Source organism: Leptolyngbya sp. FACHB-60 (genome assembly GCF_014695775.1).
GTDB lineage: Bacteria > Cyanobacteriota > Cyanobacteriia > Phormidesmidales > Phormidesmidaceae > Nodosilinea.
On the sequence record NZ_JACJOX010000071.1, the window covers coordinates 1 to 24,591 of the forward strand.

General features: G+C 58.0%; 18 protein-coding genes and 1 pseudogene. 11 read left to right on the plus strand and 8 right to left on the minus strand.

Translation table 11 applies throughout. The features are described 5' to 3' along the window. Positions 1–308 precede the first annotated feature (308 nt). Both H6F57_RS25330 and H6F57_RS25335 read left to right on the plus strand, forming a co-directional pair. The gene (locus tag H6F57_RS25330) at positions 309–1,841 is read left to right on the plus strand and encodes a cytochrome P450 (protein WP_190631749.1); all 1,533 of its coding nucleotides are present in this window, start codon (positions 309–311) and stop codon (positions 1,839–1,841) included. A gap of 264 nt (positions 1,842–2,105) precedes the next feature. Beyond that, positions 2,106–2,636, plus strand: a complete 531-nt coding sequence (locus H6F57_RS25335; RefSeq protein ID WP_190631751.1) for a universal stress protein — start codon at positions 2,106–2,108, stop codon at positions 2,634–2,636. A gap of 9 nt (positions 2,637–2,645) precedes the next feature. Here H6F57_RS25335 and H6F57_RS25340 read toward each other — a convergent pair whose 3' ends face one another. The 3 genes from H6F57_RS25340 to H6F57_RS25350 all read right to left on the minus strand — a co-directional run bounded on the left by H6F57_RS25340 (position 2,646) and on the right by H6F57_RS25350 (position 4,707). Further along, entirely contained in the window at positions 2,646–2,918 is a 273-nt protein-coding gene (locus tag H6F57_RS25340) for a hypothetical protein (RefSeq protein ID WP_190631753.1), read from the minus strand. A 210-nt stretch (positions 2,919–3,128) separates the two neighbouring features. Beyond that, the gene (gene rpsD / locus H6F57_RS25345) at positions 3,129–3,737 is read right to left on the minus strand and encodes a 30S ribosomal protein S4 (RefSeq protein ID WP_073610655.1); all 609 of its coding nucleotides are present in this window, start codon (positions 3,735–3,737) and stop codon (positions 3,129–3,131) included. A 196-nt stretch (positions 3,738–3,933) separates the two neighbouring features. Continuing rightward, entirely contained in the window at positions 3,934–4,707 is a 774-nt protein-coding gene (locus H6F57_RS25350) for an amino acid ABC transporter ATP-binding protein (protein WP_199294910.1), read from the minus strand. A gap of 172 nt (positions 4,708–4,879) precedes the next feature. On the opposite strand from H6F57_RS25350, the gene H6F57_RS25355 reads away from it, so the two are divergent. Continuing rightward, entirely contained in the window at positions 4,880–6,424 is a 1,545-nt protein-coding gene (locus H6F57_RS25355) for an ABC transporter permease subunit (protein WP_190631755.1), read from the plus strand. Between the two features lie 130 nt (positions 6,425–6,554). Here H6F57_RS25355 and H6F57_RS25360 read toward each other — a convergent pair whose 3' ends face one another. Beyond that, complete coding sequence (locus H6F57_RS25360; protein ID WP_190631757.1) at positions 6,555–6,899, minus strand: TfoX/Sxy family protein; 345 nt, start codon at positions 6,897–6,899, stop codon at positions 6,555–6,557. A gap of 18 nt (positions 6,900–6,917) precedes the next feature. Further along, complete coding sequence (locus H6F57_RS25365; protein WP_190631759.1) at positions 6,918–7,109, minus strand: hypothetical protein; 192 nt, start codon at positions 7,107–7,109, stop codon at positions 6,918–6,920. A 344-nt stretch (positions 7,110–7,453) separates the two neighbouring features. On the opposite strand from H6F57_RS25365, the gene tsaB reads away from it, so the two are divergent. The 5 genes and pseudogenes from tsaB (at position 7,454) to H6F57_RS28490 (ending at position 12,388) form a co-directional block, all read left to right on the plus strand. After that, a complete protein-coding gene (gene tsaB, locus H6F57_RS25370; protein WP_190631781.1) occupies positions 7,454–8,077 on the plus strand; it encodes a tRNA (adenosine(37)-N6)-threonylcarbamoyltransferase complex dimerization subunit type 1 TsaB in 624 nt (207 codons plus the stop codon). Positions 8,078–8,227: 150 nt separating this feature from the next. Then, the gene (locus H6F57_RS25375) at positions 8,228–9,889 is read left to right on the plus strand and encodes a response regulator (protein ID WP_190631761.1); all 1,662 of its coding nucleotides are present in this window, start codon (positions 8,228–8,230) and stop codon (positions 9,887–9,889) included. Next, on the plus strand, positions 9,886–11,322 hold the full coding sequence (locus H6F57_RS28150; RefSeq protein WP_190631762.1) for an ATP-binding protein: 1,437 nt from the start codon (positions 9,886–9,888) through the stop codon (positions 11,320–11,322). Before H6F57_RS25375 ends, H6F57_RS28150 begins: the two co-directional genes overlap by 4 nt. Before the next feature lie 84 nt (positions 11,323–11,406). Then, the gene (locus H6F57_RS25385) at positions 11,407–12,099 is read left to right on the plus strand and encodes an SDR family oxidoreductase (RefSeq protein WP_190631764.1); all 693 of its coding nucleotides are present in this window, start codon (positions 11,407–11,409) and stop codon (positions 12,097–12,099) included. A 31-nt stretch (positions 12,100–12,130) separates the two neighbouring features. Beyond that, a pseudogene (locus tag H6F57_RS28490) lies at positions 12,131–12,388 on the plus strand (UPF0175 family protein). 107 nt (positions 12,389–12,495) lie between these two features. Here H6F57_RS28490 and cobT read toward each other — a convergent pair. From cobT to H6F57_RS25405, 3 genes are all read right to left on the minus strand, one after another. Next, entirely contained in the window at positions 12,496–13,596 is a 1,101-nt protein-coding gene (cobT, locus tag H6F57_RS25395; RefSeq protein WP_190631766.1) for a nicotinate mononucleotide-dependent phosphoribosyltransferase CobT, read from the minus strand. A gap of 178 nt (positions 13,597–13,774) precedes the next feature. Continuing rightward, the gene (locus tag H6F57_RS25400) at positions 13,775–14,560 is read right to left on the minus strand and encodes a DUF2232 domain-containing protein (RefSeq protein WP_190631768.1); all 786 of its coding nucleotides are present in this window, start codon (positions 14,558–14,560) and stop codon (positions 13,775–13,777) included. 6 nt (positions 14,561–14,566) lie between these two features. Beyond that, positions 14,567–15,271: a Crp/Fnr family transcriptional regulator gene (locus H6F57_RS25405; protein WP_190631770.1), complete on the minus strand. Its 705-nt coding sequence runs from the start codon at positions 15,269–15,271 to the stop codon at positions 14,567–14,569. 369 nt (positions 15,272–15,640) lie between these two features. Between H6F57_RS25405 and H6F57_RS25410 the strand changes: the two genes are divergently transcribed. From H6F57_RS25410 to H6F57_RS25420, 3 genes are all read left to right on the plus strand, one after another. Continuing rightward, positions 15,641–22,654, plus strand: a complete 7,014-nt coding sequence (locus tag H6F57_RS25410) for a hypothetical protein (protein WP_190631772.1) — start codon at positions 15,641–15,643, stop codon at positions 22,652–22,654. Between the two features lie 180 nt (positions 22,655–22,834). Further along, positions 22,835–23,572, plus strand: a complete 738-nt coding sequence (locus tag H6F57_RS25415) for a hypothetical protein (RefSeq protein WP_190631774.1) — start codon at positions 22,835–22,837, stop codon at positions 23,570–23,572. Positions 23,573–23,851: 279 nt separating this feature from the next. Next, complete coding sequence (locus tag H6F57_RS25420) at positions 23,852–24,487, plus strand: Uma2 family endonuclease (RefSeq protein ID WP_190631776.1); 636 nt, start codon at positions 23,852–23,854, stop codon at positions 24,485–24,487. Positions 24,488–24,591: the final 104 nt, after the last annotated feature.

Genomic DNA, 24,591 nt, shown 5'->3' on the forward strand with positions numbered 1-24,591 from the left:
TTTGCTTCTCTAAATCTGTCTTGATGCATGACACCGTGATTGGACTGTTCATCAACCGCTATGAATTTGGGCGACCTATATAACAACCCATACACAGGTCTAGAACACTACCCAATCGTTGCGGTTCTGGGACTGGTCTTTCCCCTAGTTGGCCTTTCACTTGTCGTTGTGCTGCTGTTGGACTATGGTTTGTTGAGTCGTATTCCTGCACTCAGACGCATCTTTAATTAAGTGTGATTGATCGGATTTAGATAGCCAAACCAAGGCCTGTATAATCGGCGCATCTTTGTCCTCTGCGGATACCTCCTATGACTCAGTTGTTGGGTGCGCCGCTTCTTTTGCTACCGTTAATTGGTCTGGGAGCGATCGGTCTATTGGGGTGGCAACGGTGGGCTAAACAGCAGCGCTTTAAGTCGCTGCGATCGCAGCCCTCTCCGCCTCAGCACTGGCTGCTGGGCAACATTCCCCAACTGCTAGGGGCGGTCAAAAATCGGCAGCTTTTTCAGATTTTGTTTGACTGGTCTAAGGAATTTGGCCCCAAGTATGTCTACTGGGTTGGCTATCCGGTGCTGGTGCTCAGCCAGCCCAAACTGATCGACAGCACCATTGTGCAGGGCACCCGCGACGGTAGCCTGGTACGCACCGGCCAGTCGCAGCGCGCCTGGAACGACCTGATGGGGCCAATCATGATTGGACAAGATGGGCCTGAGTGGCAGTGGCGCCGCAAGGCCTGGAACCCAGAATTTAGCTCCAGCGGCGTGAGCCACTATTTTGCCCTAGTCGATCAAGCCTGTCACCGGACTGTGACCCAGCTACAAGCCACCCTGCCGGGGGAACCGGTACCTATGGACCCGCCGTTTGTGGAGCTGACCATGCGGGTGATTGCCGCTCTGGTGCTGGGCATTCCCATCGACCCCAGCCAGCCCAGCCCCGAAGGCCCGCCCCTGGAGATTGAGCCGACCTACGACGCTATGGCGGTCTTGACCTATCGGTTTTTGCGGATGGCCGTCGGCGAGAAGGCTTGGAGAAAATACCTGCCCACCCAGGCGAGCAAGGACTATTGGGCCGCCCGTCACTATTTGGAGGACGGCTTGCGATCGCGCCTCGACCTGGCTCTGCAATTGCGCGACGGCGACCCCGCCGCCTTAGAAAAAGCCAGCCCATTGTTCCAACAATCGATGCTGGTCAAAATTGCCGCCAAAGAGCCTCGCTACACTCGCGCCACCCTGCTGCCCGAAATTGTGGAACTGCTGATTGGCGGTACAGACACCACTGCGCACACCCTATCTCTCGCGGTGGGCGAGCTGGCGCTCAACCCCTCGGTGTTTCAGCAAGCCCAGGCCACCGTCGATCGCGTTTTTGACGATCAAGACGCCATCACGCTGGCCAGCCTCAAGCAGCTGAGCTACCTGCAAGGGGTGGTTAAAGAAACCCTGCGGCTCTATTCCGTTGCGTCGGGCACCACGTCGCTGCAAGCGACCCGCGACATCGTCGTTGACGGCGTTGAAGTACCGGCTGGAGCACGCCTGTTTTGGTCAATGCTGGGAGCCGGGCGCGACCCCGAGACCTATCCCCAGTCCGAGAAATTCTGGCCCGAGCGCTGGCTCACTGAAGATCGCCAGACCCCAGCACCGCTGATGATTGACTTTGGCTCTGGCCCCCACCGCTGCCTGGGCGAACACCTGGCCATGTTGGAGTCAACCCTGATGCTGGCTTATCTGCTGCGGCACTTTGATTGGGAGCTGGTGAATGGGCGATCGTCGGTGGAAAACCTGAAACAGAATTTGCTGATCTACCCCGTCGATAGAATGCCGGTCTATCTGCAATGCCGTAGCCGTTAGGCGAAGAGTTATCTATTCCGCTCCAAATTAAAGAGGCCCTGGCGCGATCGCACCACCTTAAGAACAGTGAAGCCCCAAGCCCAATTTTGCCGTTCACCGTAAGGCATTGTTACGGCCAGCCCTGCCGGATTACTGGGCTTTTTATAATAGAGGTGTAGCCGCATTGCCCCTGGCCTGGCTCCATCACTGTCTCTATCGCTGCATCCCAAAAACGTGAAACGGAGAGCCTAAAACGCGGGCCTGTAAAACAGGAGACTCGCCGCCATGTTTAAGAAAATTCTGGTTGCTCTCGACAATTCTGCCCGTCGCCACGAGGTGTTGCAAAAAGCCCTCGACTTGGCTGAAGCCACTCGGGCAGACCTGATGCTTGTGCATGTGCTTTCGGCCTACGAAGAAGGCAGCCCTGGCATTCCCATTCGCTCGTACCAGGCCTATTACCCCGTGCTTGAAGACTCGACCTGGCGGCTCTACCAAAAACGCTGGGAAGAGTTTGAGGCCCAGGGCATTGCCCAACTGCGGCAAGAACTCGATCGCGCCAGAGCCGCTGGCGTCAGCGCCGAATTTACTCAGACCTCTGGGGAGCCCGCTGCCACCATCTGCAACATAGCTAGCTCCTGGGGCGCTGATTTGGTTATGGTGGGCAGCCACGGCCGCCGGGGCCTGAGCGAACTGCTGCTGGGTAGTGTGAGTAACTACGTCATGCACCATGCCGACTGCTCAGTGCTGGTGGTGCACCATAACAACGGCAAACTAACCACACCTGCTGAGACTGCCAGGGCCAGGGCTAAAACCTAGCACCGCTCGCTATCGATAGCTTCTCACCCGCTTATTGGGCTGCTGTTTGCGAACCCAGGCGACAAACTTCTGGAGCCTGGGTTCTGCCTGTAGCTGCTCTAAAGTATTCAGGTCGCGGGCCAGGGTGTGGTTGTCAAATAGGGTATGAATCTGCTTGTGGCAGGGGCGGTACAGCAGCACCGTCTCGCTGGTCGGCAGGTGGCGTCGCCGGGTATACTGGCGCGGCATTAGGTGGTGTTCGGTGAGATCGTCTACGGGACGCTGGCACAACTGGCAAGGCATAGGCTCAGCCGCAATAGGGAGTAGTTTTATTCTCACGAATTTGATCCAGGGACGCAAAACCAGAGTCACAAGCCGGGGATCGCAAAAAAATGGCTCCTAGCTGACGGGCCAGGAGCCAAACTACAAATTAATTGAGTAAGAGTAATGCGTTATGGGCGGTAAGCGATGACCGTTCGGCCAGCAAACAAACTCCAGTAATGACCAGCAGCCTTAGGCCTTACGGGAGTAGTACTCAACCACAAGCAGTTCGTTGACGTTGAGGGCCACCCACTCACGCTCAATGATGCCGTTGACCTTGGCGGTGAGCTTGGCTTTGTCAAGCTCAAGGTGGGCAGGCACGTTGGCCAAACCGGGGAATTCCAGGTTGGCTTCAACCAATTTCTTAGAAGCTTCGCGATCGCGCACGGTGATCACATCACCGGCACGGCACTGATAGCTAGGAATCGACACCACGCGGCCATTCACGCAGATGTGGCCGTGGTTGACCACCTGTCGCGCCGAAGGAATGGTCGGCCCAAAGCCCAGGCGAAACACGGTGTTGTCGAGCCGCATTTCAAGCAGCTGTAGAATCACCAAACCGGTCGAACCGCCGGCCCGACGAGCTTTCTTCACGTAGCGAAGCAGCTGCTTTTCGGTCAGACCGTAGTTAAACCGCAGCTTCTGCTTTTCTTCAAGCCGGACTGCGTACTCAGACTTTTTCTTGCGGTCTTGGCCGTGCTGCCCCGGCGGATAAGCCTTACGGGGGGACTTGCGGGACAGACCCGGTAGCTCACCCAAGCGGCGTACAACCCGCAGGCGAGCGCCTCTATATCGCGCCATAAACGTTTACTCTCCGAACAATGTCCAACGTTGGAAGCAATTTCCAAAGATTCTAATCTTAGCGTTGATCCACGCTTAGATCAATCTTTAGTAGATGGAATTCTGCTGGGATTGGTGAAAGCGGAGAGAAGGAGGTGGGGTTCAGGGTGCAAGGTATAAGGTCTAGGGCAACCCCTTGGACCCTACACCTTAAACCTTACTGATGCTGACTCAGGCGGCTGAGGAAAGATCTCAGGCGATCGCTGCGGGGGTTGCTAAACACCTCGGTGGGAATGCCTTCTTCTTCAATGACGCCGTTGTTGAAGAACAGCACCCGGTTGGAGACTTCGCGGGCAAACTGCATTTCGTGGGTGACCACAATCATGGTCATGCCCTCTTCGGCGAGCTGGCGCATGACGCCCAGCACCTCGCCCACCAGTTCGGGGTCGAGGGCGCTGGTGGGCTCGTCAAACAGAATGGCTTCGGGCCGCATGCAGAGACTGCGGGCGATCGCCACCCGCTGCTTTTGCCCACCGGAGAGCTGCTCGGGGTAGGCGTCGGCGCGATCGCCTAGGCCCACCTTAGCCAGGTACTGGCTGGCCAGGTCGCGGCAGTCGGCGTCGGAATGCTTGAGCACCTTACGGGGTGAGAGCATCAGATTCTCAATCACTGTCAAGTGGGGGAACAGGTTGAAATGCTGAAACACCATGCTTACCTGGCTGCGCAGGTAGTACAGCGCCTTCCAGGGCAGTTTTGGGGCCGACATGTCTTGGCCCATGACCTCTAGGTGGCCCTGGTTGATGGCCTCTAGCCGGTTGAGGCAGCGTAGAAACGTACTTTTGCCGCAGCCCGAAGGGCCAATAATCGACACCACATCGCCCTTGGTAAAGGTGGTGCTCACCCCCTTCAAGACCTCCAGCGAACCGTAACTTTTGTACAAGTTTTCGCAGGCAATCACGGGGGTGGCGATCGCGGGCATAGTGGTCGTCATGGGCGGGCGCAATGACAAAGCTTAATCACTACCAGAGAATCACTGGCAACCGGAGACATCTGTGTCGCACAATACATTTTATCCCGGAGAGAATTGACTATGGTGCAACACAATCCGGATTGCGATCGCCCGGAAGCTGCCGGAAGCTATTTGTTGTAGAGTGCCGCCGACTATGGTTTTTCGTCCGTTTGGCTCGCGCTGGGTAAAGCGCTGTTTAGCGTTAGTGCTGGGGGTTTTGCTCGGGGTGGGGGCGGCGCAGCTGACCGGCCTCGCCCAAGATACGCCAGCGGTGTGGGAAGTGGGCACCGAACCCGCCTTCCCTCCCTTTGAAATGCGAGATGACGACACTGGCAGCCTCACCGGCTTTGACATTGAGCTGATGCAGGCGATCGGCGAGGCCGCCGGGCGCGAGGTGCAGTTCATCAGCCTGCCCTTTGACGGGCTGGTACCGGCCCTGCAATCGCAGACCATCGACGCGGCCATCAGCGGCATGACCATCACCGCCGAGCGGGCCCAAACCATCGACTTTTCGCGGCCTTACTTTGAGGCAGGCCTGGCGATCGCTGTGCGCGAAAGCACCACCGACATCAATTCCCTAGAAGACCTGGCGGGTCAGCGCATCGCCGTGCAGATTGGCACCACCGGGGCTGAGCAGGCTGGACAGGTTGAGGGGGCGACCATCAGCACCTTCGACAGCGCGCCTTTGGCCCTGCAAGAGCTGCTCAATGGCCGCGTCGATGCGGTGGTCAACGACCTGCCCGTCACCCTCTACGCCATCAACGAAGCCAGCCTCCAAGGCATCAAAATCGTGGGCGAGCTGGTTACAGAGGAATACTACGGTATTGCCCTGCCGAAAAATTCTGAGGCCCTAGCAGAGATCAACACCGCCCTCGACACCCTGCTGCAAGACGGCACCTACGCCGAGATCTATCAGCGCTGGTTTTCTGCTGACCCGCCTGAGCTACCGGCGGTGGCTCCCTCCCTAGCGGAGGCTGGTACCGCTAGGGGGTTGGCCTGGGGACGGCTGTTTCAAAACCTGATGCGCGGCGCGTGGATCACGATTTTGCTGACGGCATTCTCGTTCTTCTTTGGGCTGATCGGCGGGTCGCTGGTGGCCTTTGCCATGATTTCACCCATTAAGCCCCTGCGCTGGCTGTGCCGCATCTACGTCGACTTCTTTCGCGGCACGCCCATGCTGGTGCAGCTGTTTATGATCTACTTCGGACTGCCTGCCCTGTTCCAGAGCCTGGGCTTTGAACTCAGCTTTAACCGCATCTTTGCCGCTGTGCTGGCCCTGAGCCTCAACGTGGCGGCCTACCTGGCAGAAATTCTGCGCGGCGGCATTCAGTCCATCGATCGCGGTCAGTGGGAGGCGGGTGAATCCCTCGCTATGAACCCGGTCGAAACCATGCGCTACGTCGTCTTTCCCCAGGCCTTTCGGCGCATTTTGCCGCCCCTGGGCAACGAGTTCATCACCCTGATCAAAGACACCAGCTTAGCCGCCATAATTGGTTTTGAAGAACTGTTCCGCCAGGGCCAGCTGACGGTGGCAACCACCTACCGCGCCTTTGAGGTGTATCTAGCGGTGGCGATCGTCTATCTGGTACTAACCTCCCTGGCGTCCTTTATCTTCAAGCGCCTGGAAGCCTATATGGACCCAATCAATCGACCTAGGAAAGCGAAGAAAGACCCCGTGCCCTCTGCGATCGGAGTTTAGAGAAGTGCCCTAGAGCAAATGGTCGTTCCCCTCAATTCCATTCAAGGAACGAGCATTTGCAGAACAAATCTGTACGCGAAAACTTCAGTTCAATAGCGTGAATTTTGTAGGGGCACAGCATGCTGTGCCCCTACTTTCGTTTGCCCCGCCGAGCGGCCGCCACCGAAGCCTCAACCCAGCTATGCAGCAGGCCCAAATCGTCATAGACAGCAGGGGGCAGTTGGTAGTACGACATGGTCACAGCCTTGCCGTCGCGGTGGTACACAAACGGCCCCATACCCACCTCGGTGCGCTCCTGGTTGCCAGCATCGACCTTGAAATAAAGCGTTGCTTGGGCGATCAGGGCAAACATAATGCCTTCGCAGTAAAGCCCATAGCCGCCAAACATGGCTCGGGCGGTCACCGGGGCTACCTGATTGAGGTGGCTGACTACGGCTGTCTTAAAGGCGCTTGCCGCCGCTTTGGAGTCAACCATGGAACTGCCAGATAATGTCTACTCCTGGTTTTGCTCTGCACTCAGCAAGATCTGATAGACAAACAGCTGCTTCAGGGCGGTCGTCTGCTGCTGTTGTTGGTTGGCTGAGGAGTGGGTGTCTGCCGCTATCAGTACGCCTCCGGCAACCAGGGTCAAGATGACGCACAAGTTGCGGAGAATCAGGCAGGCGGGAAGACAGCGATTTTTCATGGGGCAACCGTAGCAATACCAGATATCAGGACCGATGGCCGGATACATTCATTATTGGGAGCATCTGACAATTTTTCTGTGTAACGAAAAAGGCTTTATAAAAGTTACCGAAAGTTGACTCGGTACTCGACAAAACCCCGGCCCTCGTTACTGACGTTGGTTGACCTGCCAATGCTCCTCGTTGATGCGATCGCAAGCATCGCATCCTGACTCTTGATCTACTAGTACCAGAACTGCAAAAGAACTCGGCGGCTAGGACGGTCGAAGATGCAGCGGTGGGTCTACCCTGCTCCTGGCTCCTGTATTCTTAAACTCCTGGTCTTTTGGATACCCAATCTACGTTCATGCTAGGTCTAGCGATTCACACCTGCGGCCCCGACCTGGGGCTGGCCCTGAGTAATTTTGACGGCGAAACCCGCCACCAGACCTGGCCCCTGGGGCGCGACCTGTCAACCCAGCTGCACAGCATTTTGATGGAGTTTATCGCGCCCTGTAACTGGACAGATTTCTCGTTCTTGGCGGTGGCCCAGGGGCCGGGGGGCTTTACCGGCACCCGGATTGGGGTAGTGACGGCGCGCACCCTAGCTCAGCAGCTAGGGATACCGCTGTTTGGCGTGTCGAGTTTGGCGGCGGTGGCCCAGCGGGCCCTAGACAAATCTCCGGCTGGGTCTATTTCAGATATTGCTGTGGAGATGCAGGCCCGGCGGGAGCAGTTGTTTACTGCCATCTATAAATTGACCGCCAACGGTCTAGAGCCATCCCACCCCAACCAGGTGCTGACGGCAGCGGCCTGGGAGCAGGTGCTGGCCCAATGTCCCCAGCCCCTACATCGCGCGATCGCTGAGGATGACCTAGCGGCAACAGTAGTGCAGGTTTTGGCCTTGGCCCATGGGCGCTGGCTGAGGGGCGATCGCCCCGATTGGTCGTCAGTGCTGCCCTACTACGGACAGCACCCGGTGGATCTATAGGCACCTGTGAGCAGTGACTGAGGTATAGCTCCACGCAGATTTTTGAAAGGTCGGTCGGCTACACTGGGCAGCAACGCCTTTGGCTGTTATCTCTTCACCGTCAAAGGCTAGACCAATTGCCCCCTTCAGGCCCCCCTTTAGGTGTTTGCCGTGGCCAAACCGATTATTTTCACTGTCGATGACGACCTGGATGTGCTGCAAGCGATCGCCCGCGACCTGCGGCGGCACTACGGTGAGCACTACCGCGTTATGCGGGCCAGCTCTGGGGCGGCGGCCCTCGAAGCCCTTCAACAAATCCTTCAACGCGGTGACCCGGTGGCGCTGCTGCTGGTCGATCAGCGCATGCCCGAGATGAGCGGGGTGGAGTTTCTAGAGCAGGCCATAGAGCTGGTGCCTGACGTCAAGCGGGCCTTGCTCACCGCCTATAGCGACACCGATGCCGCTATTCGCGCCATCAACGAGGTCGGCCTCGACTATTACCTGATGAAGCCCTGGGATCCGCCGGAGGAGCAGCTGTACCCGGTAATTGACGATCTGCTGGCCGATTGGCAGGCCAACTTTCGGCCCCCCTTCGAAGGCATTCGGGTGGTGGGCGATCGCTGGAACCCGCAAAGTCACGAAATCAAAGACTTTCTGGCTCGCAACCAGATCCCCTACCGCTGGCTAGATGTGGAGCGCAGCGAGGAGGCCCGCACCCTGGCGGGCTGTGTGACCCATGCCAAACTGCCCCTGGTGCTGTTCCCCGATGGGGAACCCCTGCGCCAGCCCAGCACCACCGAGCTGGCAGCTCGCATTGGTCTGCAAACCACGGCGGCCAAGCCCTTCTACGACCTAGTAATTGTTGGGGGTGGCCCCGCTGGGCTGGCGGCAGCAGTTTACGGCGCTTCGGAAGGGCTGCACACAGTGCTAATTGAGCGCGAGGCTCCCGGTGGGCAGGCGGGCACCAGCTCCCGCATTGAAAACTACTTGGGCTTTCCGGTAGGGCTAAGCGGCAGCGATCTAGCCCGCCGCGCCGTCAGCCAGGCCCGCCGCTTTGGGGTCGAAATTCTCACCCCGCAGTCGGTGCAGTCACTGCGAGCCGACAACGACTACCGGCTGCTGACTCTCAGCGACGGCAGCGAAATCAGCACCCAAGCGGTGATTTTGGCCCTGGGGGTCTCGTGGCGGCGGCTCGACACAACGGGGCTGGAGCAGTTTGCTGGGGCGGGGGTCTACTATGGCGCGGCCCAGACCGAAGCCCTGGCCTGCGAAGGGGAAGACGTCTACATCATCGGCGGGGCCAACTCCGCTGGGCAGGCAGCGATGAACTTTGCCAAGTATGCCAAGTCGGTGACGATGCTGGTGCGGGGCGACTCGCTGACCAAAAGCATGTCGCAGTATTTGATCGACCAAATCGCCGCGACGCCCAACATCACGGTGCAGACCCACACCAGCGTCATCGAAGCCAAGGGCGATACGCAGCTAGAGGCGCTGGTGCTGCAAAACGCTATCACTGGGGCCACCGAAACCGTGCCGGCCCAGTCCATATTCATCTTCATTGGGGCCACTCCCCACACCGATTGGCTGGAGGATTTGGTGCAGCGGGATGGCCGGGGCTACCTGCTTACCGGGCCAGATTTGGCCAGTGCTGGCGTGCCGCCCCACCAGGTGTGGTCGCAGGAGCGGCCCCCCTTTCTGCTGGAGACTAGTCTGCCCGGTGTGTTTGCGGTGGGCGACGTACGCTGCGGCTCGATCAAGCGGGTGGCCTCTGGCGTGGGCGAAGGGTCGATCTGCGTGCAGTTTGTTCACCAGTATTTGGGGGCGGTGCGATGAGCGCGTCAGCACTTTGTCTAGAACATTTGAAAGCGATTGTGCCCTTTAACCACTTACCCCAGGAACGGTTGGAGTGGGTATGCGATCGCGCCACCTCCCTCCAGCTCTCCAAGGGCGAATATCTGGTCAAAGAGGGCGATCTCACTACCACGATCTATATCTTTGTCTCGGGCCGCGTGGGCATTACTCGTCAGAGTGAGGGCATCGCCATGCCCATCGGCCAGCACGAAGGCCCCGGCTATATCGGCGAAATTCCGGTGCTGACGGATGAACCTGCCCCGGTAACCCTGCAAGCCATGAGTAACTGCGAGATCCACGCGATCGCCGGGGCTGACTTTCTCACCCTGCTGCATGAGTGCCGCGAGTTTGAGCGCATGGTGTTTCGCCTGATGCAGACACGGGTGCGGGGGCTGGAGTCGTTTTTGCGCGGGCGCGAAAAGATGGCGGCTCTAGGTACGCTTTCGGCTGGGTTGGCCCACGAGCTGAATAACCCGGCGGCGGCGCTGGTGCGATCGCTCAGCGAAATGGTGCCCGCCATTCGCGAGCTAGAGAAAATGAATATGCTCTACGGCCAGACCAACGCCACCGAAGAAGAATCGGCAGAGTGGCAGCGGGTGCGCGATGCGGGCTACGAGACCATTCTCAAGTGTGGGGCTAATGCGGCGACCCTCAGCGATCGCGAAGAGGAACTGCTCGACTGGCTCGAAGATTACGGCGCCACCGAAGCCTGGAAACTGGCCGAACCTCTGGCCCTGGCGGGTATCACCATTCCTACGCTGGAAAAGCTGATGGCCCCTTGGCGCGATAACCCCACGCAGCTGCGCGATATGGGCATTCGCTGGCTGGCCCTCTCCTTTGAAATGATGTCGATGATTCAGAGTGGCCAGCACGGGGCCGAGCGCATTGCCACCCTGGTCAAATCGATGAAGTCTTACAGCTATATGGATCAGGGTGCGCAGCAGATGGTTGACCTACACCAGGGGCTGGAAGACACCTTGCGGCTGTTTGCCTTCAAGCTGAAGCAGGGGATTAAGGTCGAGCGCAACTACGATGCGACGCTGCCTAAGCTGATGGCCCACGGTAGCGAACTTAACCAGGTGTGGACGAATTTAATCGACAATGCGATCGATGCGATGGGTGAGAAGGGGACTCTTACCCTGCGTACCTGTCACTTTCAGGGCGACGCTCGGGTAGAAATTACTGACACGGGGCCGGGCATTCCGCCGGAGGTTAAGTCGCGTATTTATGAGCCGTTTTTTACCACCAAGGGGGTGGGCAAAGGCTCGGGGCTGGGCCTCGAAACGGTACTTCGCATTGTGGAGAACCGCCACCACGGCACAATTTCTGTGGAGTCTGCACCGGGGCACACCTGCTTTGCCGTGTGTTTGCCCCTGGGAGAGGCGGAAATGGCGCATCGACGTGATTCGGTCTAGCGCCCCAAACCCTAGCTGCCCTTGCCCAATCGGCATCTGTGGCAAGATAACCATGGAGATTCGTGGCAGAGTAGGAGACTTAACATGTCGAGTTCTAGAACTCTACTGATTACCGGCGCATCTACAGGTATCGGTGCCGCAACCGCCCGGCAGGCGGCAGCACAAAATTTTAACCTTGTCTTGGCCGCCCGCTCTACTGAGAAGCTAGATAAATTGGCGCAAGAACTAGGTGCCGATAGGGTTCGGACTTTTGCGTGTGATGTCACCGATTATGCAGCTCAAGAAAAGTTAGTAGCCAATGCAGTAGAGGCGTTTGGCAGTCTAGATGCGGTGTTTGCTAATGCTGGCTGTGGCGGCGAACCAGGTGGGTTTTCGGGGGCTCCGGTTGAGTCTTGGCAGCGCATTGTTAACACCAATATTCTGGGCGTTGCTTACACGCTGCGGGCCAGCTTAGAAGAACTAAAGAAAGCCAAAGGTCACGTCATTATTACCGGCTCGATTGCAGGGCGCAAAGTGCTGGGGGGGTCTATGTATTCAGCCTCGAAATGGGCTGTCTCAGCGATCGGCTACAACTTGCGAGAGGAGATGCGAGGCACTGGGGTGCGTGTCACTCTGATTGAACCGGGGATGGTGGACACACCATTCTTTGATGACCCAAAGCCCGATGCACTGCGTCCCGATGATGTGGCTCGGACGGTTCTCTTTGCGCTCTCGCAACCTCCTACTGTTGATATTGGTGAACTTGTGGTTTTGCCAACACCGCCGGTTGAAGGGTAATTGACAAGATTTAAGATCTAGAGTGCTAGCTATGAGCTTAACAACTTCAGATGATTTGGTAAAAGCCAGCGGCTTATCAGAGCGGGAGCTATTTTTAGAAATTGTGCTGATGTTATTTCGGCAGGATAAAATCCAGCTTGGGAAAAGCTAGCGAATTAATAGGCTTGCACCGAATGCAGTTTCAAAAGTTGCTGGCTGATCGAGACATCTGCTTCATTATGATGTCGCCGATTTCAGAAAAACCTGGAAGCTCTATAAGCAACAAAATACTTGTGGTGATTGTAGGTAATACCTCACCAATCTCAAATTTGGCAAAGGTTGGTCAACTCAGCCTAATACAGTGGCCATGCAGAACTCGAAAATCTTGGCGCTCTGGTACAGCGGGTTAGTAAGGCCCTAAAGTTGCTCTAGTTGAGACTTTTGCTCTAGCAGCGCTTCTACCGCCGCCAAAAGCTGCGGCTGGCCCCAGTTTTGGTAGAGAGAAGCTGCGATCGCACACCCCCCAGCCCCCACGCCCTCCTTCACAAACCCCTGCTCGTAGGCCCGCAGCGCCTCAAACCGCGACTCCGCAAAGCTCAGTTGCATCGCCATCAAACAGGCCCCCGTCAGCTCCGCCAGCCCCACCGTATCCCCAGTGGCATCCTCCGCCACCCAGCGAGTGGTGCCCACCACCACGTTCTGGGGATTCCAGTCACAGCCTTCCGCCGCCGCCATTGCCACCATCAGGGCATAGACCGCCAACATTTGCGTGCCCCCCGCCAGCAGCACCGGTCGGGCACGGCTGGCCGCGATCGCCAATCCCGCCACCATCGGCTGCATCGGGTCGCCTACCGCCGCCACCACCGCTAAAGGATGGGACCGATCTAGCAAGCCAGCGCGCGACAATCCCTCGGCAACCAAGGCTTGCTTTTGACCGTGATTACAGGTGGGGTGGCTGCTGTTGACTCGCTCCGTCGCATCCACCCTCAACCCGGTGAGAAGCCCCAGGGCCGTAGTCGTGCCCCCCACCACGCACTCCGCCAACAGCAGGTAGTCGCTTTCGTCACCCAGAAATTCCCCCTGGGCTAACCCCTGCCGCCAGAGGTGATGCACCACCTCTAACGGCAAAGCCGCCCCCGTGCTCAGACATTGCGCTGGCTTACCCCCCAGATCCACATGGGGTACAGCCGGCGGCTGGGGCAATCCAGCATTCAGAACGACGAGGGGAATGCCCTGCTCTGCAATGACAGCCCTAGAAATCAGTGCTGGAGAAGCCCCGGCCTGAAGCGGTGGCAGCGGAAACTTGGGAACTGGCGTGAGGCCATTGACCATAAATTCAGCATCGGCTAGGGCAGTGTAGCGGCGATCGCGCGGAGTCGCCCCCGCCGCCGAAATTCCCTCAACCAACCCCGTCTCCGTAAACCCCAGCGTCAGCACCAGCCCCGGACGCAACCCCCGCACTCGTTCTATCCAAGCTTGGCCGTGCTGAAGCTGGGTGTAGATTTTAATCGGAGACATATAACGCACAGAGCTGATACGGAGCGATCGGGGTTGGGCCAGTGTTAAGTACTGTGGCAACTCCATTTGTTGGTGGGCAGTGCCCACCCTACGCGTTAGAAAAGGGTTTAGGGTGCCGGGTGTAGGGTTTAAGGTCTAAGTTCAGCCTTGAACCCTGTACCTTTCACCTTGCGCCCTTCTATTCCTTCAACAAATCCTGCACCCACCCCGGCGGCTCCGGAATCTTCGCCCCCAACCGCCCCAGCAGCAGCCAGGCTGCTAGATGCACCGTAAACAGATACACCACATTGCTCGCCAGCACCGACACCAGGGCTAAGATCTGCACGGCTTCCACATTGGCCTGGCCCAGCACGCCCACATCCAACACGCCTAGGCCCACCAAGCGCTCCAGCCCCCAGTTCAGCATTTGGGTGACCTGGGTGGTCAAATACACCCATAAGTCTTCGCCCACCAGCACCGACGACAGCCACAGCCGAAAGAAAAAGCCAATAGTGCCCAGCAGCGACCCTACTGCGATCGACACATACCAGTTGGTCCGCCGCACCCAAAAGAAGCCCAACTGCACCCCCAGCAGCGCATAGGGAATCAGAAACAGCAGGCTGCGGGGTGGCCCCATCAGCACCGACAGCAGCAGCCCTGACACAAGAGCCGACATCCACGCAGCCCTCGGCCCCCAGCGCAAATACACCAGGGCCATCGGCAGCGGAAACAGCAGCCGCAAGATCGGCCCCGGCGGAAAGTAGGTATTCACCAGCCAGATCAGCGCGGCGGTGCTGGCCAAAAAGGCCGTTTCAACCATGGCCAGGGGGCCAGACTTGAGGCGATGCGACAGATCAGGCCCATCGGCCTCGGCCTCGGAGACGCGGTACTCCAGGTAGGTGTCTAGCCCATCGAACTCGCTCGCAGCGTCATCAACCGGGGGCACAAACTTAGCCCCAGGGGCGGGGTCAGGGGGGTGACTCATGAATGGCTAAACCAGCAGACGTTCTAGGGCGTTGATGTCGGGAATGCTCATGAGGTCTTTATCCCGCACAATTAGCCCTTTCTTTTCTAGCTTACTCAGTACGCGGGTCACCGTCTCCCGAGCCAGACCGCTGAGGCTGCTCAACTCCCGATGGGGCAGGTTGGGAATCTCGATGCCGCTAGCGCTGCGCTGCCCCTGCCCGTCTGCCAAAAAGAGAATGATATCGGCTACCCGCGAGGTGCTGTCAGACTCACGCAGCCGTAGGCGACGGTTGACCTGCCTAAGCCGCCGAGCCATCAGCTGCGACAGGCGAATGCCGGCCAGGGGCTGGGTGTTGAGCAGTTTGACAAAGTCGCTGGCGGGCATGCTGCCAATTACTGTGGGCACCAGGGTAATCACGTCGGTGGAGCGGGGCACTTCTTCAAGGGGGGCCATTTCGCCAAACAGCTCGCCCTTGCCCAAAATGTTGAGGGTGACTTCTTTGCCGTCGAGGTTGTAGGTGCGGATTTTCACCCAGCCTTCCAAAATGAAGTAAACCGAGCTGCCCCAGTCATTTTCAAGCAAAATCACCTGGTTGGCCGGGTGACGACGAGAGACCACATGGCTGGTGGCTTCGGCTACATCCTCCTCTGGCAGATCCTGAAATAGCAGCGCCGAACGAATTAATTTGAGGTCGGCGTCCGTATCTCGAGGGTTGTAGCGGGCATCCATTTATCACCCCAACATTAATTTTTTTGTTTAAGTTAGTGATATTAAATCGCTTCAACCCATCCTATCCCAGGGTAGGGGTAGAATCTTCCCCTGGTGGCCTAGCGGCGGAATCCAAAGTCTTAGCACTATATCATTCCTCCACTACTCGACCAGGGCGATGGTCAAAGACCGGCCCAGAAGGGCCATCACCCTTAGGGCTAGCTCCATCAGAGGTGTCTTGTCTTAACGGCCCCTTCTAGTGACCTCGCAGGGTAGAGGCGCATCCATTGAAATCAGCGGCGCTAAGGTATGGTCTGACGTGATTTTTGCAGTCGCCTGACATACACTTTGGCAATCGCTGGGGTACAAGGTAAACACTAAGGGGTAGCCGTGCAGCAGGACGAACTGGAAGCTCTGGTAGCCGAAATTGACTCAATCTTGGGGGAGGCCGCGCCGCGGCTGCCCTGGGTAATGTCGAATGATGCCAATCAGCGCCAGCTGCTGGCCCGTGCCCGGGCCTACCTGGCCGAGGTGCAAGCCACCCCCGAAGCTCAGGCTGCGCCTACTAGCGGCTTGCCCAACGACCCGACTACCGCCGCCGCCAGCCAGGTGCTCAAGGCGCTACTGCAAGAAATGCAGTACCTGCGCGGGCAGACCATGCAGATTCTCGACCCCCTGCGCAATGAGGTGGCGACCCTCAGGCAGCAGCGGGAACTGTTGCTGCAAGAGGTGCAGCAGCTTCAGCAGCAGCGCGTGCAGATCGACCAGGGAGCCAACCTTCACCAGCTGCCCCCCAGCTGGGAGGCAGCCCTACAGCAGATGACTCAGCAGCTTGAGGCCCGCCTCAACGCCCAGGTGAACCAGTCGGTGCAGCGGTTGGAGTCAGCCACGGCCACGGCCTACGGGCTGATGGAGTCTCCCCAGGGGTTTGCCGATGGCGACGCCACTGGCCTGACCCCAATGCAGCGGCTTGAGTTTCTCAAGCAGCTACAGGCCCAGTCTGATCAGCTCATGCTGGGGCTCGATCAGTCAATGCGATCGGTGTTTGACACGCTGCAACAGAGCATCTACAGCTACCAAGACTCGCTCAACCAGGGGCTCAACCAGATGCACACCCTGGGCCAGCAGGGCGAGCTGATGTTTAGCGCCCTGGTGACCCATCTGGGTCAGCAAGTTAACGCCGAAACCCTGGCCTATCTAGAGCCGGGTCAGCGGCGCGAACTACCCCAGCCCCAGACTGAAACCTCTACCCCTGAAACCCTGGGCACGAATACCTTTGCTGATGGGGGTGATCGGTCGTCCAACCTAGAGGCAGAGTTGGAGCTAGAGACCCTAGATATTGGCTTTGACGATTTAGATGATTTAGGTGACGACGAGCTCACCCTGCTGCAAATTGAGGATGAAATTACCGAACTCCAGCTTGACGACAACCTGGATGCCGATCTAGACGCTGCCGAGGCCAACGCATCTTCACCCCTTGATTTGCAGTTGCTCAACAGCCTCGATGCCGCTGCCCCCGACCCTTCTCCAGCGGTGTCGCTGCCCAGCGGTGATGCCCCCGCGACTGAGGTGGTGGCCGCTGGGGTAGAGGCTGATTCAGGCTTAGACGATCTCTACCAAAGCTTGTTTGGCAGCGGATTTTTTGCTGATGCCACTGAGCCCTCGCCGGCCGCTGACCCAGGGGATGCCCTAGATGATCTTTTGGAGATCGACCGTCTGAGTGAGGCGGTGGCCGTAAATGAGTCTGATGCGATCGCCTTATCAGAGCCAACTGGCGATCTGCCCCGTCCTGACGACCTAACCCTGCTTACCCAGGCAGCTGAGATAGCCGAGGCCGACGCGGCTACTGACCTCACCAGCCTTGACCTGAGCAGTTTGCTAGGAAAAAGTTCGGGCGATCGCCCAGATCTCAGCCTCGGCTCCCTAGCACCCGCCAAGGGGTTCGATCTTCCTGACACCATTCAATCCTTCGATGATTTGCTGCCCGCCAGCCCCGGAGAGGTAGGAAACTCAGAGACTGCCACTAGCGATGGCGAAGACCTGCTGGGTGGGTTTATGGCCGCTTCCCCCGAAGAAGACCTGTTGGCCCAAGACGCCCTGCCCACCACCGGCACCTACGACCTAGCGATGGCCGACACTATGGTTGACCAGCTCCAGGAAGATCTAGAAAATTTAGAAACCGAGATCGCGTCTGAGAGTCTGTCGCCAACTAACGCAGAGCTGGATCTGACTGATTCTCTAGAGCTATTCAACTCGCCTGCTGAGGTGCCTCCCCAATCTTCTGGCGATGTGCCACCCTCCGCCGTTGCTGGCGTTGATCTTTTCGCCGATCAAGAGCCTGCCCTTGACAACACCTTACCCCCCGATCCCGATCGCCTCACCGAGGCCGCCATGCCAGAGGAGCCTGGCTTCGATCTGTTTAGCGACGAGCCCACTGCTACAGAGCTGACTCAAGACCTCGACCTGTTTGGTACAGAAGCCTACACCTCTCCCACCGCCGCCTTAGATCAGGTGGAGTTGAGCGATCTAGAGATCGACTCGTTCGAGCAATCCCCAGCGATGGAGCCACCCGCGGCGGAGCCAACCTCAGATTGGTCTAATCTCGATCGCTTAGAGCTTGAGTCGCTAGAGCCAGAACCGACCTTCCCTGAGGATGTGCCCAGCATCGATCTGTTCAGCGACGCAGCGTTGGCAGACCTCTCCCTAGACCAGTTAGAGACAAACCAGACAGACCTTACCTTAGATCAACTACAGACAGAGCAGGGCGATCAGCCGTCGCCCGTCTCCGATTCGCCTGCCCTAGAGAACGTCAGCCTTGACTCTGATCCGTCGGCCTCTAGCGTTGATGAAGCTGTGAATGACTCAGGCATAAATGACCTGAACCTTGATCTATTCGCAATCCCTGCCTCAGATGACTCTCCCGGGGAGGACGCAGTTGATCTGTTTGGTCAGCTTAAGCAGCCGTCGCCTGGTTTAGATGAACCTACTGTAGAGGCCGACGGCGTTGACTTGTTTGACAGCCCTGTAACCAATGCAGAAGCTAAGCCCCTCGACCCGCCTGCCCCCGTTGCTGAGCCCTCAGGCCTTGATCTATTCAGTGAGTCAGAGTCAGAGACGGCTGCCCCCAGAGATGGCGGCTTGAATCTGTTTGATATTTCAGCGCTTACCCTAGATGGCCCTGAACCAGACGAAGCCGGTCTCGATTTGTTCGGGGATGCGGCTGTACCAGAAGCACCTGCACCAGAAGCCCCCTTAGCAGAACCTGCGATCGACCTTTTTGGCGACGTGACCCCGCCCCAGCAGCCTGAGTCCAGCGGTCTGTTTGGTGTCATGGATGAGGCCCCTACGACGGCGGCTAGCGATTCTTTGGCCTCTATTCTGGCGGAGCTAAATCTAAGCCTAGAACCCCAGCAACCTGCCCTGGGCGAGTCGGGCATGACCCTTGACGATCTCACCGAGTTATCTCCCCCTGCGCCAGCTCAACCTTCTCCCCCCTCCAGTGGCCCCACCACAGGAGCCACTGGCCCCTCCCCCACCCTAGAGAATTTGCTAGGAGAGCTGACCCTCGACCCGCTGACCCCGCTGGCTCCCGACCCAAAACTGGAAGAGACTACCCTAGACGATCTAGCCGCCACTGGGTTTGGAGAAGCCCCTGGCCCAGCGCCTTCTACGCCGCCCCCGGCTGAGTTTACGCCGGCTGATTTTGAGATGGGCAGCCCCCTCGACTCGGCCCGCCAGCCCGACTCACCGGGCGACACCATGGCCGAATTGTTCTCCGACTCGGTCCCCGCTGCACAGCCGGCTTCAGAAAACCTCACCCTAGAGGAGCTCGATCTAGAAGGTGAGTTACCTGACGCCTTCGCTCCGCTAGAGGCTGGACCGACGGAGTCAGCGCTTACCTCAGAACTCTGGGAACTACCGGCTACGCCTTTGGAGTTGGACTCCGCGCCCGATCTCTCAATTAATCTGGATGACTTGAATCTGAGCCTAGACGAGCCCGTTGGGGATGAGCCTAGCCCAGGCGATCTTCTAGATGCTGGGCCAACAGAGCCAGGGGTCACCTTAGAGACTTGGGAACTACCTGCTACACCTTCGGAGTCGGACTCCGCGCCGAATCTCTCAATCAATCTGGATGACTTGAATCTGAGCCTAGACGAGCCCGTTGGGGATGAGCCCAGCCTGGGCGATCCGCTAGGTGCTGAGCCAACGGATCCAGGGCTCACCTTAGAAACCTGGGGACTATCTGCTACGCCTTCGGAGTCTGCTGCGTCTGATCTCTCGATGACTCTCGATGACTTGAATCTGAGCCTAGACGAACCTGGTGCGGATGAGCCTAGCCTAGGCGATTTGGCGACTGACGACACTATGGCCGACGCTCCGATAGAGACGGCCACTGACTGGCAGCGGGAAATCAGTCTCGACAATATTCTGGATGCCGCTGGAGCCAATTTTGAAGAAACCCCGGCCTCGTTAGCAGAGCAGCCAGAACCCGCCGACCCCATTCAAGCGGCGGCAGCAGAGACAGCCAATTCGATGGAGGCGATGATTGACTTCATCAATCTCGATGCGCTACTGGGGGAACCTCTAACCCCATTTTCCTCAGAGCCGAGCCTTGAGTTAGACCTTGAGCTTGACAGCCTAGATTCTGCACCCCAGGACTTTGAACCCCAGGACTTCGGGAATCTAGACCTCGGGGCACTGGATTTAGAGCCGTTGGATGGCGGTGAGGCGATCGCAGAACCAGAGCCTCGCTTTCCCCTCGATAACTCGCTGTTAGCTGAGTTTGACCTAGAGAGCGATCGCCCCCTAACAGACGCTCCCACCAGTTTAGATCTGAACCTAGACCTAAGCCTCGATTCAGAACCCGCTGCTGCCCCCCGCGCCGACCTAGATTTTTTTGCAGAAGACTGGCTGGGAGAACCTACCCCTGCCCAGGATGAAGCCGCTGAAGCAGAGGCTAGCCTGAGCAGTTTGGATAATTCTATAGAACCACCTCTTACCTCAGCGATAGAGGCGGGCTGGCTTCAGGACGAAGAACCTGCTCTGGATGAACCCGAAAACTACATCTTTGATGAACCCATTGAGGACGTAGAAGAGATCGCCGTTGCCCCGATGGCAGTCGATGACCTGACCTTTGACAGCTTCGATTTTGAGACCGCTGCCCCTGAGGCAAATGCTGTTGAACTGGACGCGATCGCCCCAGAGTCAGAGCCAGACTTCCCAGACGTAGCGGCCTCAGAACTTGAGATCCCGGAACCAGAAGCCCCGCCAGACTTCCTAGAGCTTGACCAACTGCTGGCAGACATGGACTTTGGCCCTGAATCCATCCTGGCCACCGATCCAAGCAATTTAGTCGCGCCGATCGTAGAGCCTCCGGCACCCCTAGCACCCGAGATTGTCGAGCCCGAAACCCCTGCACCTGACGCTGTTGAACCTGAGGCGCTTGAATCCGCCGCCGCTGAACCCGAGATTCCTGCCAATCTGGAGATCGAGCAATCCGATGCCGTTGTCCCAGGGCCTCCAGTGGATGCTGAACCAGCGCCTGCTGCACCCACCCCGCTGTGGTTTTTGGGTTTGGATGTGGGAACTACAGGCCTATCGGCGGTGCTTTTGGAGCGTCGGGGTGGCCAGGTTTATCCTCTCTACTGGGTTGACAACGCCATCTCTGGGGTAACCGCCGACAAGTTCTTTCGGCTGCCATCGTTGGCCTCGGTGGAAGCCAACGACGAGGGCTACCAGGTGCAGTCAGTAGGCTCGTCGGCCTTGACCGTGAACTGGGGCGATGGCGATACTGCTGACCAGGGTGCGGTGTTGCTCAAAGCGCTAAAGCCCTATCTCAAGCTAGGCATTCCGTTTACAAGGGCAGACGGTCCTGAACCCCAGGTGCAGTGGTCCGATCGCGATCGCATTCCCCTACCCGTCTTCCAAGACAGCCTGACTCGGCTGTTGGCCACCCTGCCCGTGGGGCTAACCCCAGAGGCTGCCTTTACGGTAGGTGCCGTCGGCCTCGATGCCGAGGCGATCGCTCAGGCAATGCAAGCCCTAAACGGGGTCGTCGTCAGCTACCCGGCCAACTGGCCCGATACCTACACCTTTAACCTGCGGGAGGCAGTGATAGGGGCAGGGCTCACTGCTAACCCCGACGATATCTATTTTGTAGAAGATGCGATCGCCGCTGTGCTCTCGGGCCTACCCGACCCCTCAACCCCACTGCCCGAGGGCAACGGCCAGCCCATACAGCAGCAGGCCCTCTACGCTTGCCCCTGGACTGGGGGCACGGTGGTGCTCTCCGCTGGAGCCAGTGTGACCGAGGTGGGCATTGTCGCTCTGCCCAGGGCCCTGGGTGAACTCTCCTACAGCGACTTTGCCCTGCACTCGATGAGCTATGCGGGCGACGCCATTGACCTCGACATTATTTGCCACCTGCTGCACCCCGCCGAACGTCGCCAAAGTCGCCCCGCTGAGGGCACTGGGCGATCGCCGCAATCCACCGGCTGGGGCTGGCAGGCCGCCATGCCCGAGCTAGACGGCACTCATTGGAGCGATCTCGACATCGACGGCTGCGAGATGCCCCGCCCTGCCGAGCCCGATATAGCTCGTCGCCAGCGCCTCTACCAGCGGTTAGAAACCTCGCTGCTGGGCCAAAGTGCGCTAGAAGCAGCGCGGCATCTGAAGATTATTCTTCAACACCAGCCCCAGTTTGAGCTAGAGCTGGCCGACCAGCGCTGGGTGGTGCGCAGCAAAGACCTAGAAGACCGGATTATCCTGCCCTACATTCAGCGCATCAATGGCCACGTCAACCGCCTGCTGAGCGAGGCCGGACTTAGCAGCCAGGTCATTAACCAGGTGATCTGTACCGGCGGCAGCGCCTCGTTACCCAAGATCGCCCGCTGGCTGCGACAAAAGTTCCCCAATGCCACCATCGTGCAGGATACGTACCACAGCGATCGCCCCCCCAGCTGTAGTCGGGTCACCTATGGGTTGGTCAACCTGGTGCGCTATCCCCAGGTGCTCGACCTCACCCGCCACCAGTACAGTGACATGTTCTTGCTGATGGAGGTACTGCGTACCCTGCCCGAGCAACCCATGCCCCTCAGCGGCATGCTGCACCTGCTCAAAGAACGGGGTCTAAACGTTGATGCCTGTCAGGCTCACCTGATGGCGCTGCTGGAAGGTCGCCTGCCTCCCGGTCTGCTACCCAGCACCTCGGCACTGGTGCCCGCCAGCGACGAGCTGGCGACTCTGGCAACTACGCCACTGTTTACCCGACCCAACGGCCAGGTCTATGTGCCCAACCTGGAGCAAGGCCAGCGGCTGGTTAGTTATATGGAGCAGCTGCTAGCCGACAAGCACCAAACTCTGGTTGACCCCCTACTGAGCCAGCTCACAGTGCTGAACGTGTAGGCACCCGCTCGGGGTGAGGCTGAGGTTTCGCAGATTGAGACGGCGCTATTATGCAGATTATTCGCAATCCATCTGCCCTGTAGGAGGAATTGGGCGGTAAATAATTTGCCTATCTACCCTGTAGTGGGAAGTAGGCAGATCAGAGGATTCAATAAACTGTTCAGTGAGGAAGCAGCGCAGATGCCAGCTCTTTCGTGTTTCATTGACGACGCAGATGTTGCTCTGCTGATAGAGCGGCTCAACACCGATTCCGAACTCGCAATCATTGTCGCTGACGGTCAACGATCGGTCCAAGAGGCGTATCACGACCGCTTGACGATGGCGGTCAATAGTCTCCGAGAGAACGCTTCTGAAGGGTCGAGTTTTTCGTTTTCTGATTTGCCGGATAACGGTTATCGGCAGAGATGGAAGGCCGTCGATAAGGTCAGTAAGCTTGCTGACGGAGAGCATTGTCTTTGGCACGTACCTGCCGGACCTTTGCCGTTGCTGACCGAGGATGGCCGGAAAGACGCAATAGCCAATCCGTGGGAAGGGTGGACAGAGCAATGTTGTGGTGCCGATCCCACCACGCCATTTTTCGGGTCTAGTCAGGCCGTCATTCGTTTGAGCTTATGGACTCGCCACCGTCCATATTCTCAGGAAGAGAGAGTAATGCTCCCGATTCTTAATTCGTTTTGGGATCAGGAAAACGACTTTCTGGCAGTGTCAGATTTTCAGTGGATCGGCGGTCGTTACTCAACTCCGCCACCAGCGACCAAACGATGGTGGAGTCGGCTTAGAGGTTGGCTTGATCGCAAGGCGACGCGAATGTCCTCTCCACCGCAAGTTATATGGGCGCTTCCTTCAGCACGAGAAAAGCTCAGCCGGGGAATGGATTATTACGCACGCGGGTGGGAGATTAATCGTTCGGCGGGTTGAAGCAGCGCGTAGATAAGCGAAACGAGGACGTTAAGCGTTTCTTAGGCCGGCTAGAGGATAGCTTGTGATAGATCTCAGCGAATTGCCAGAAGGCAAGTTATTTCTCTCGGGCCTAAAGGATCTCAACTTTAGCAAAACCCCAACCGTGGTGTTGCTAGGCACGATCGCCTCAACATTATTAGCTAGTGGGCTGTAGGTGCTTACACATCCAAGGCCCCCAGCGTTTTAATCTTGCACTACGATCGCAACAACCCGCCAAGCCTAACTCACCGAGGCACCATGGTTCTCACCGTCAGTCCAGAGCGCATTCAGCTGCCCCCCGGCAGCACCGTTACCCTGCACTACCAAACCTGCGACGACTACGAGACCCTGCTCGCCAGCCGTCGCGACGATGCCGCCATCAAAATTCGCTTCAACGCCCACACCCAACAGATCTCGCTTATGGCTTCCATGGCAGGCCATGGCGATCGTAGCCGCACCCTAGCTAACCTGGTAACGGCACTGTTGCGGCATCAAAATCGAGATTGGCATGGCTTCAACCCCGTTACCCTCAAATGCCTACGGCAGGCTGGTGCTGAACCCGACGCCTGCTTTTACATTCAAAACTGGCAGGCCGTTTTAGGCAAAGAGCGCATTGACCTATCGACCGACCCTTCACCAGACTTAGCGATTAAAGTCGATCTCACCTCTTCGACTGAGTTAGAGGTGTATCAAATGCTGGCAGTGCCAGAGGTCTGGATTTATCGCCAGGGGCAGTTAAATATTCATATCTTCACCGACTCCAGCTACGATGATCGCCCTACCAGCCTCGCATTCCCCACCGTAGATGTGAAAGCTCTGCTGCCCCAGTATGTTGAGCGAGCCTGGGCAGCGGGGTCTAGCGTTGCTCAGCGAGAGTTTGAGCAGTATAGCTAAAGCCACTTAGGTTAGGACACTGCTTGCTTGAGGATTGACTCGATGGCAGCCCGCAAGCCATCGTCATGGGGAAGGAGTTTTCGAATGCGGCTTTTTAACCAACC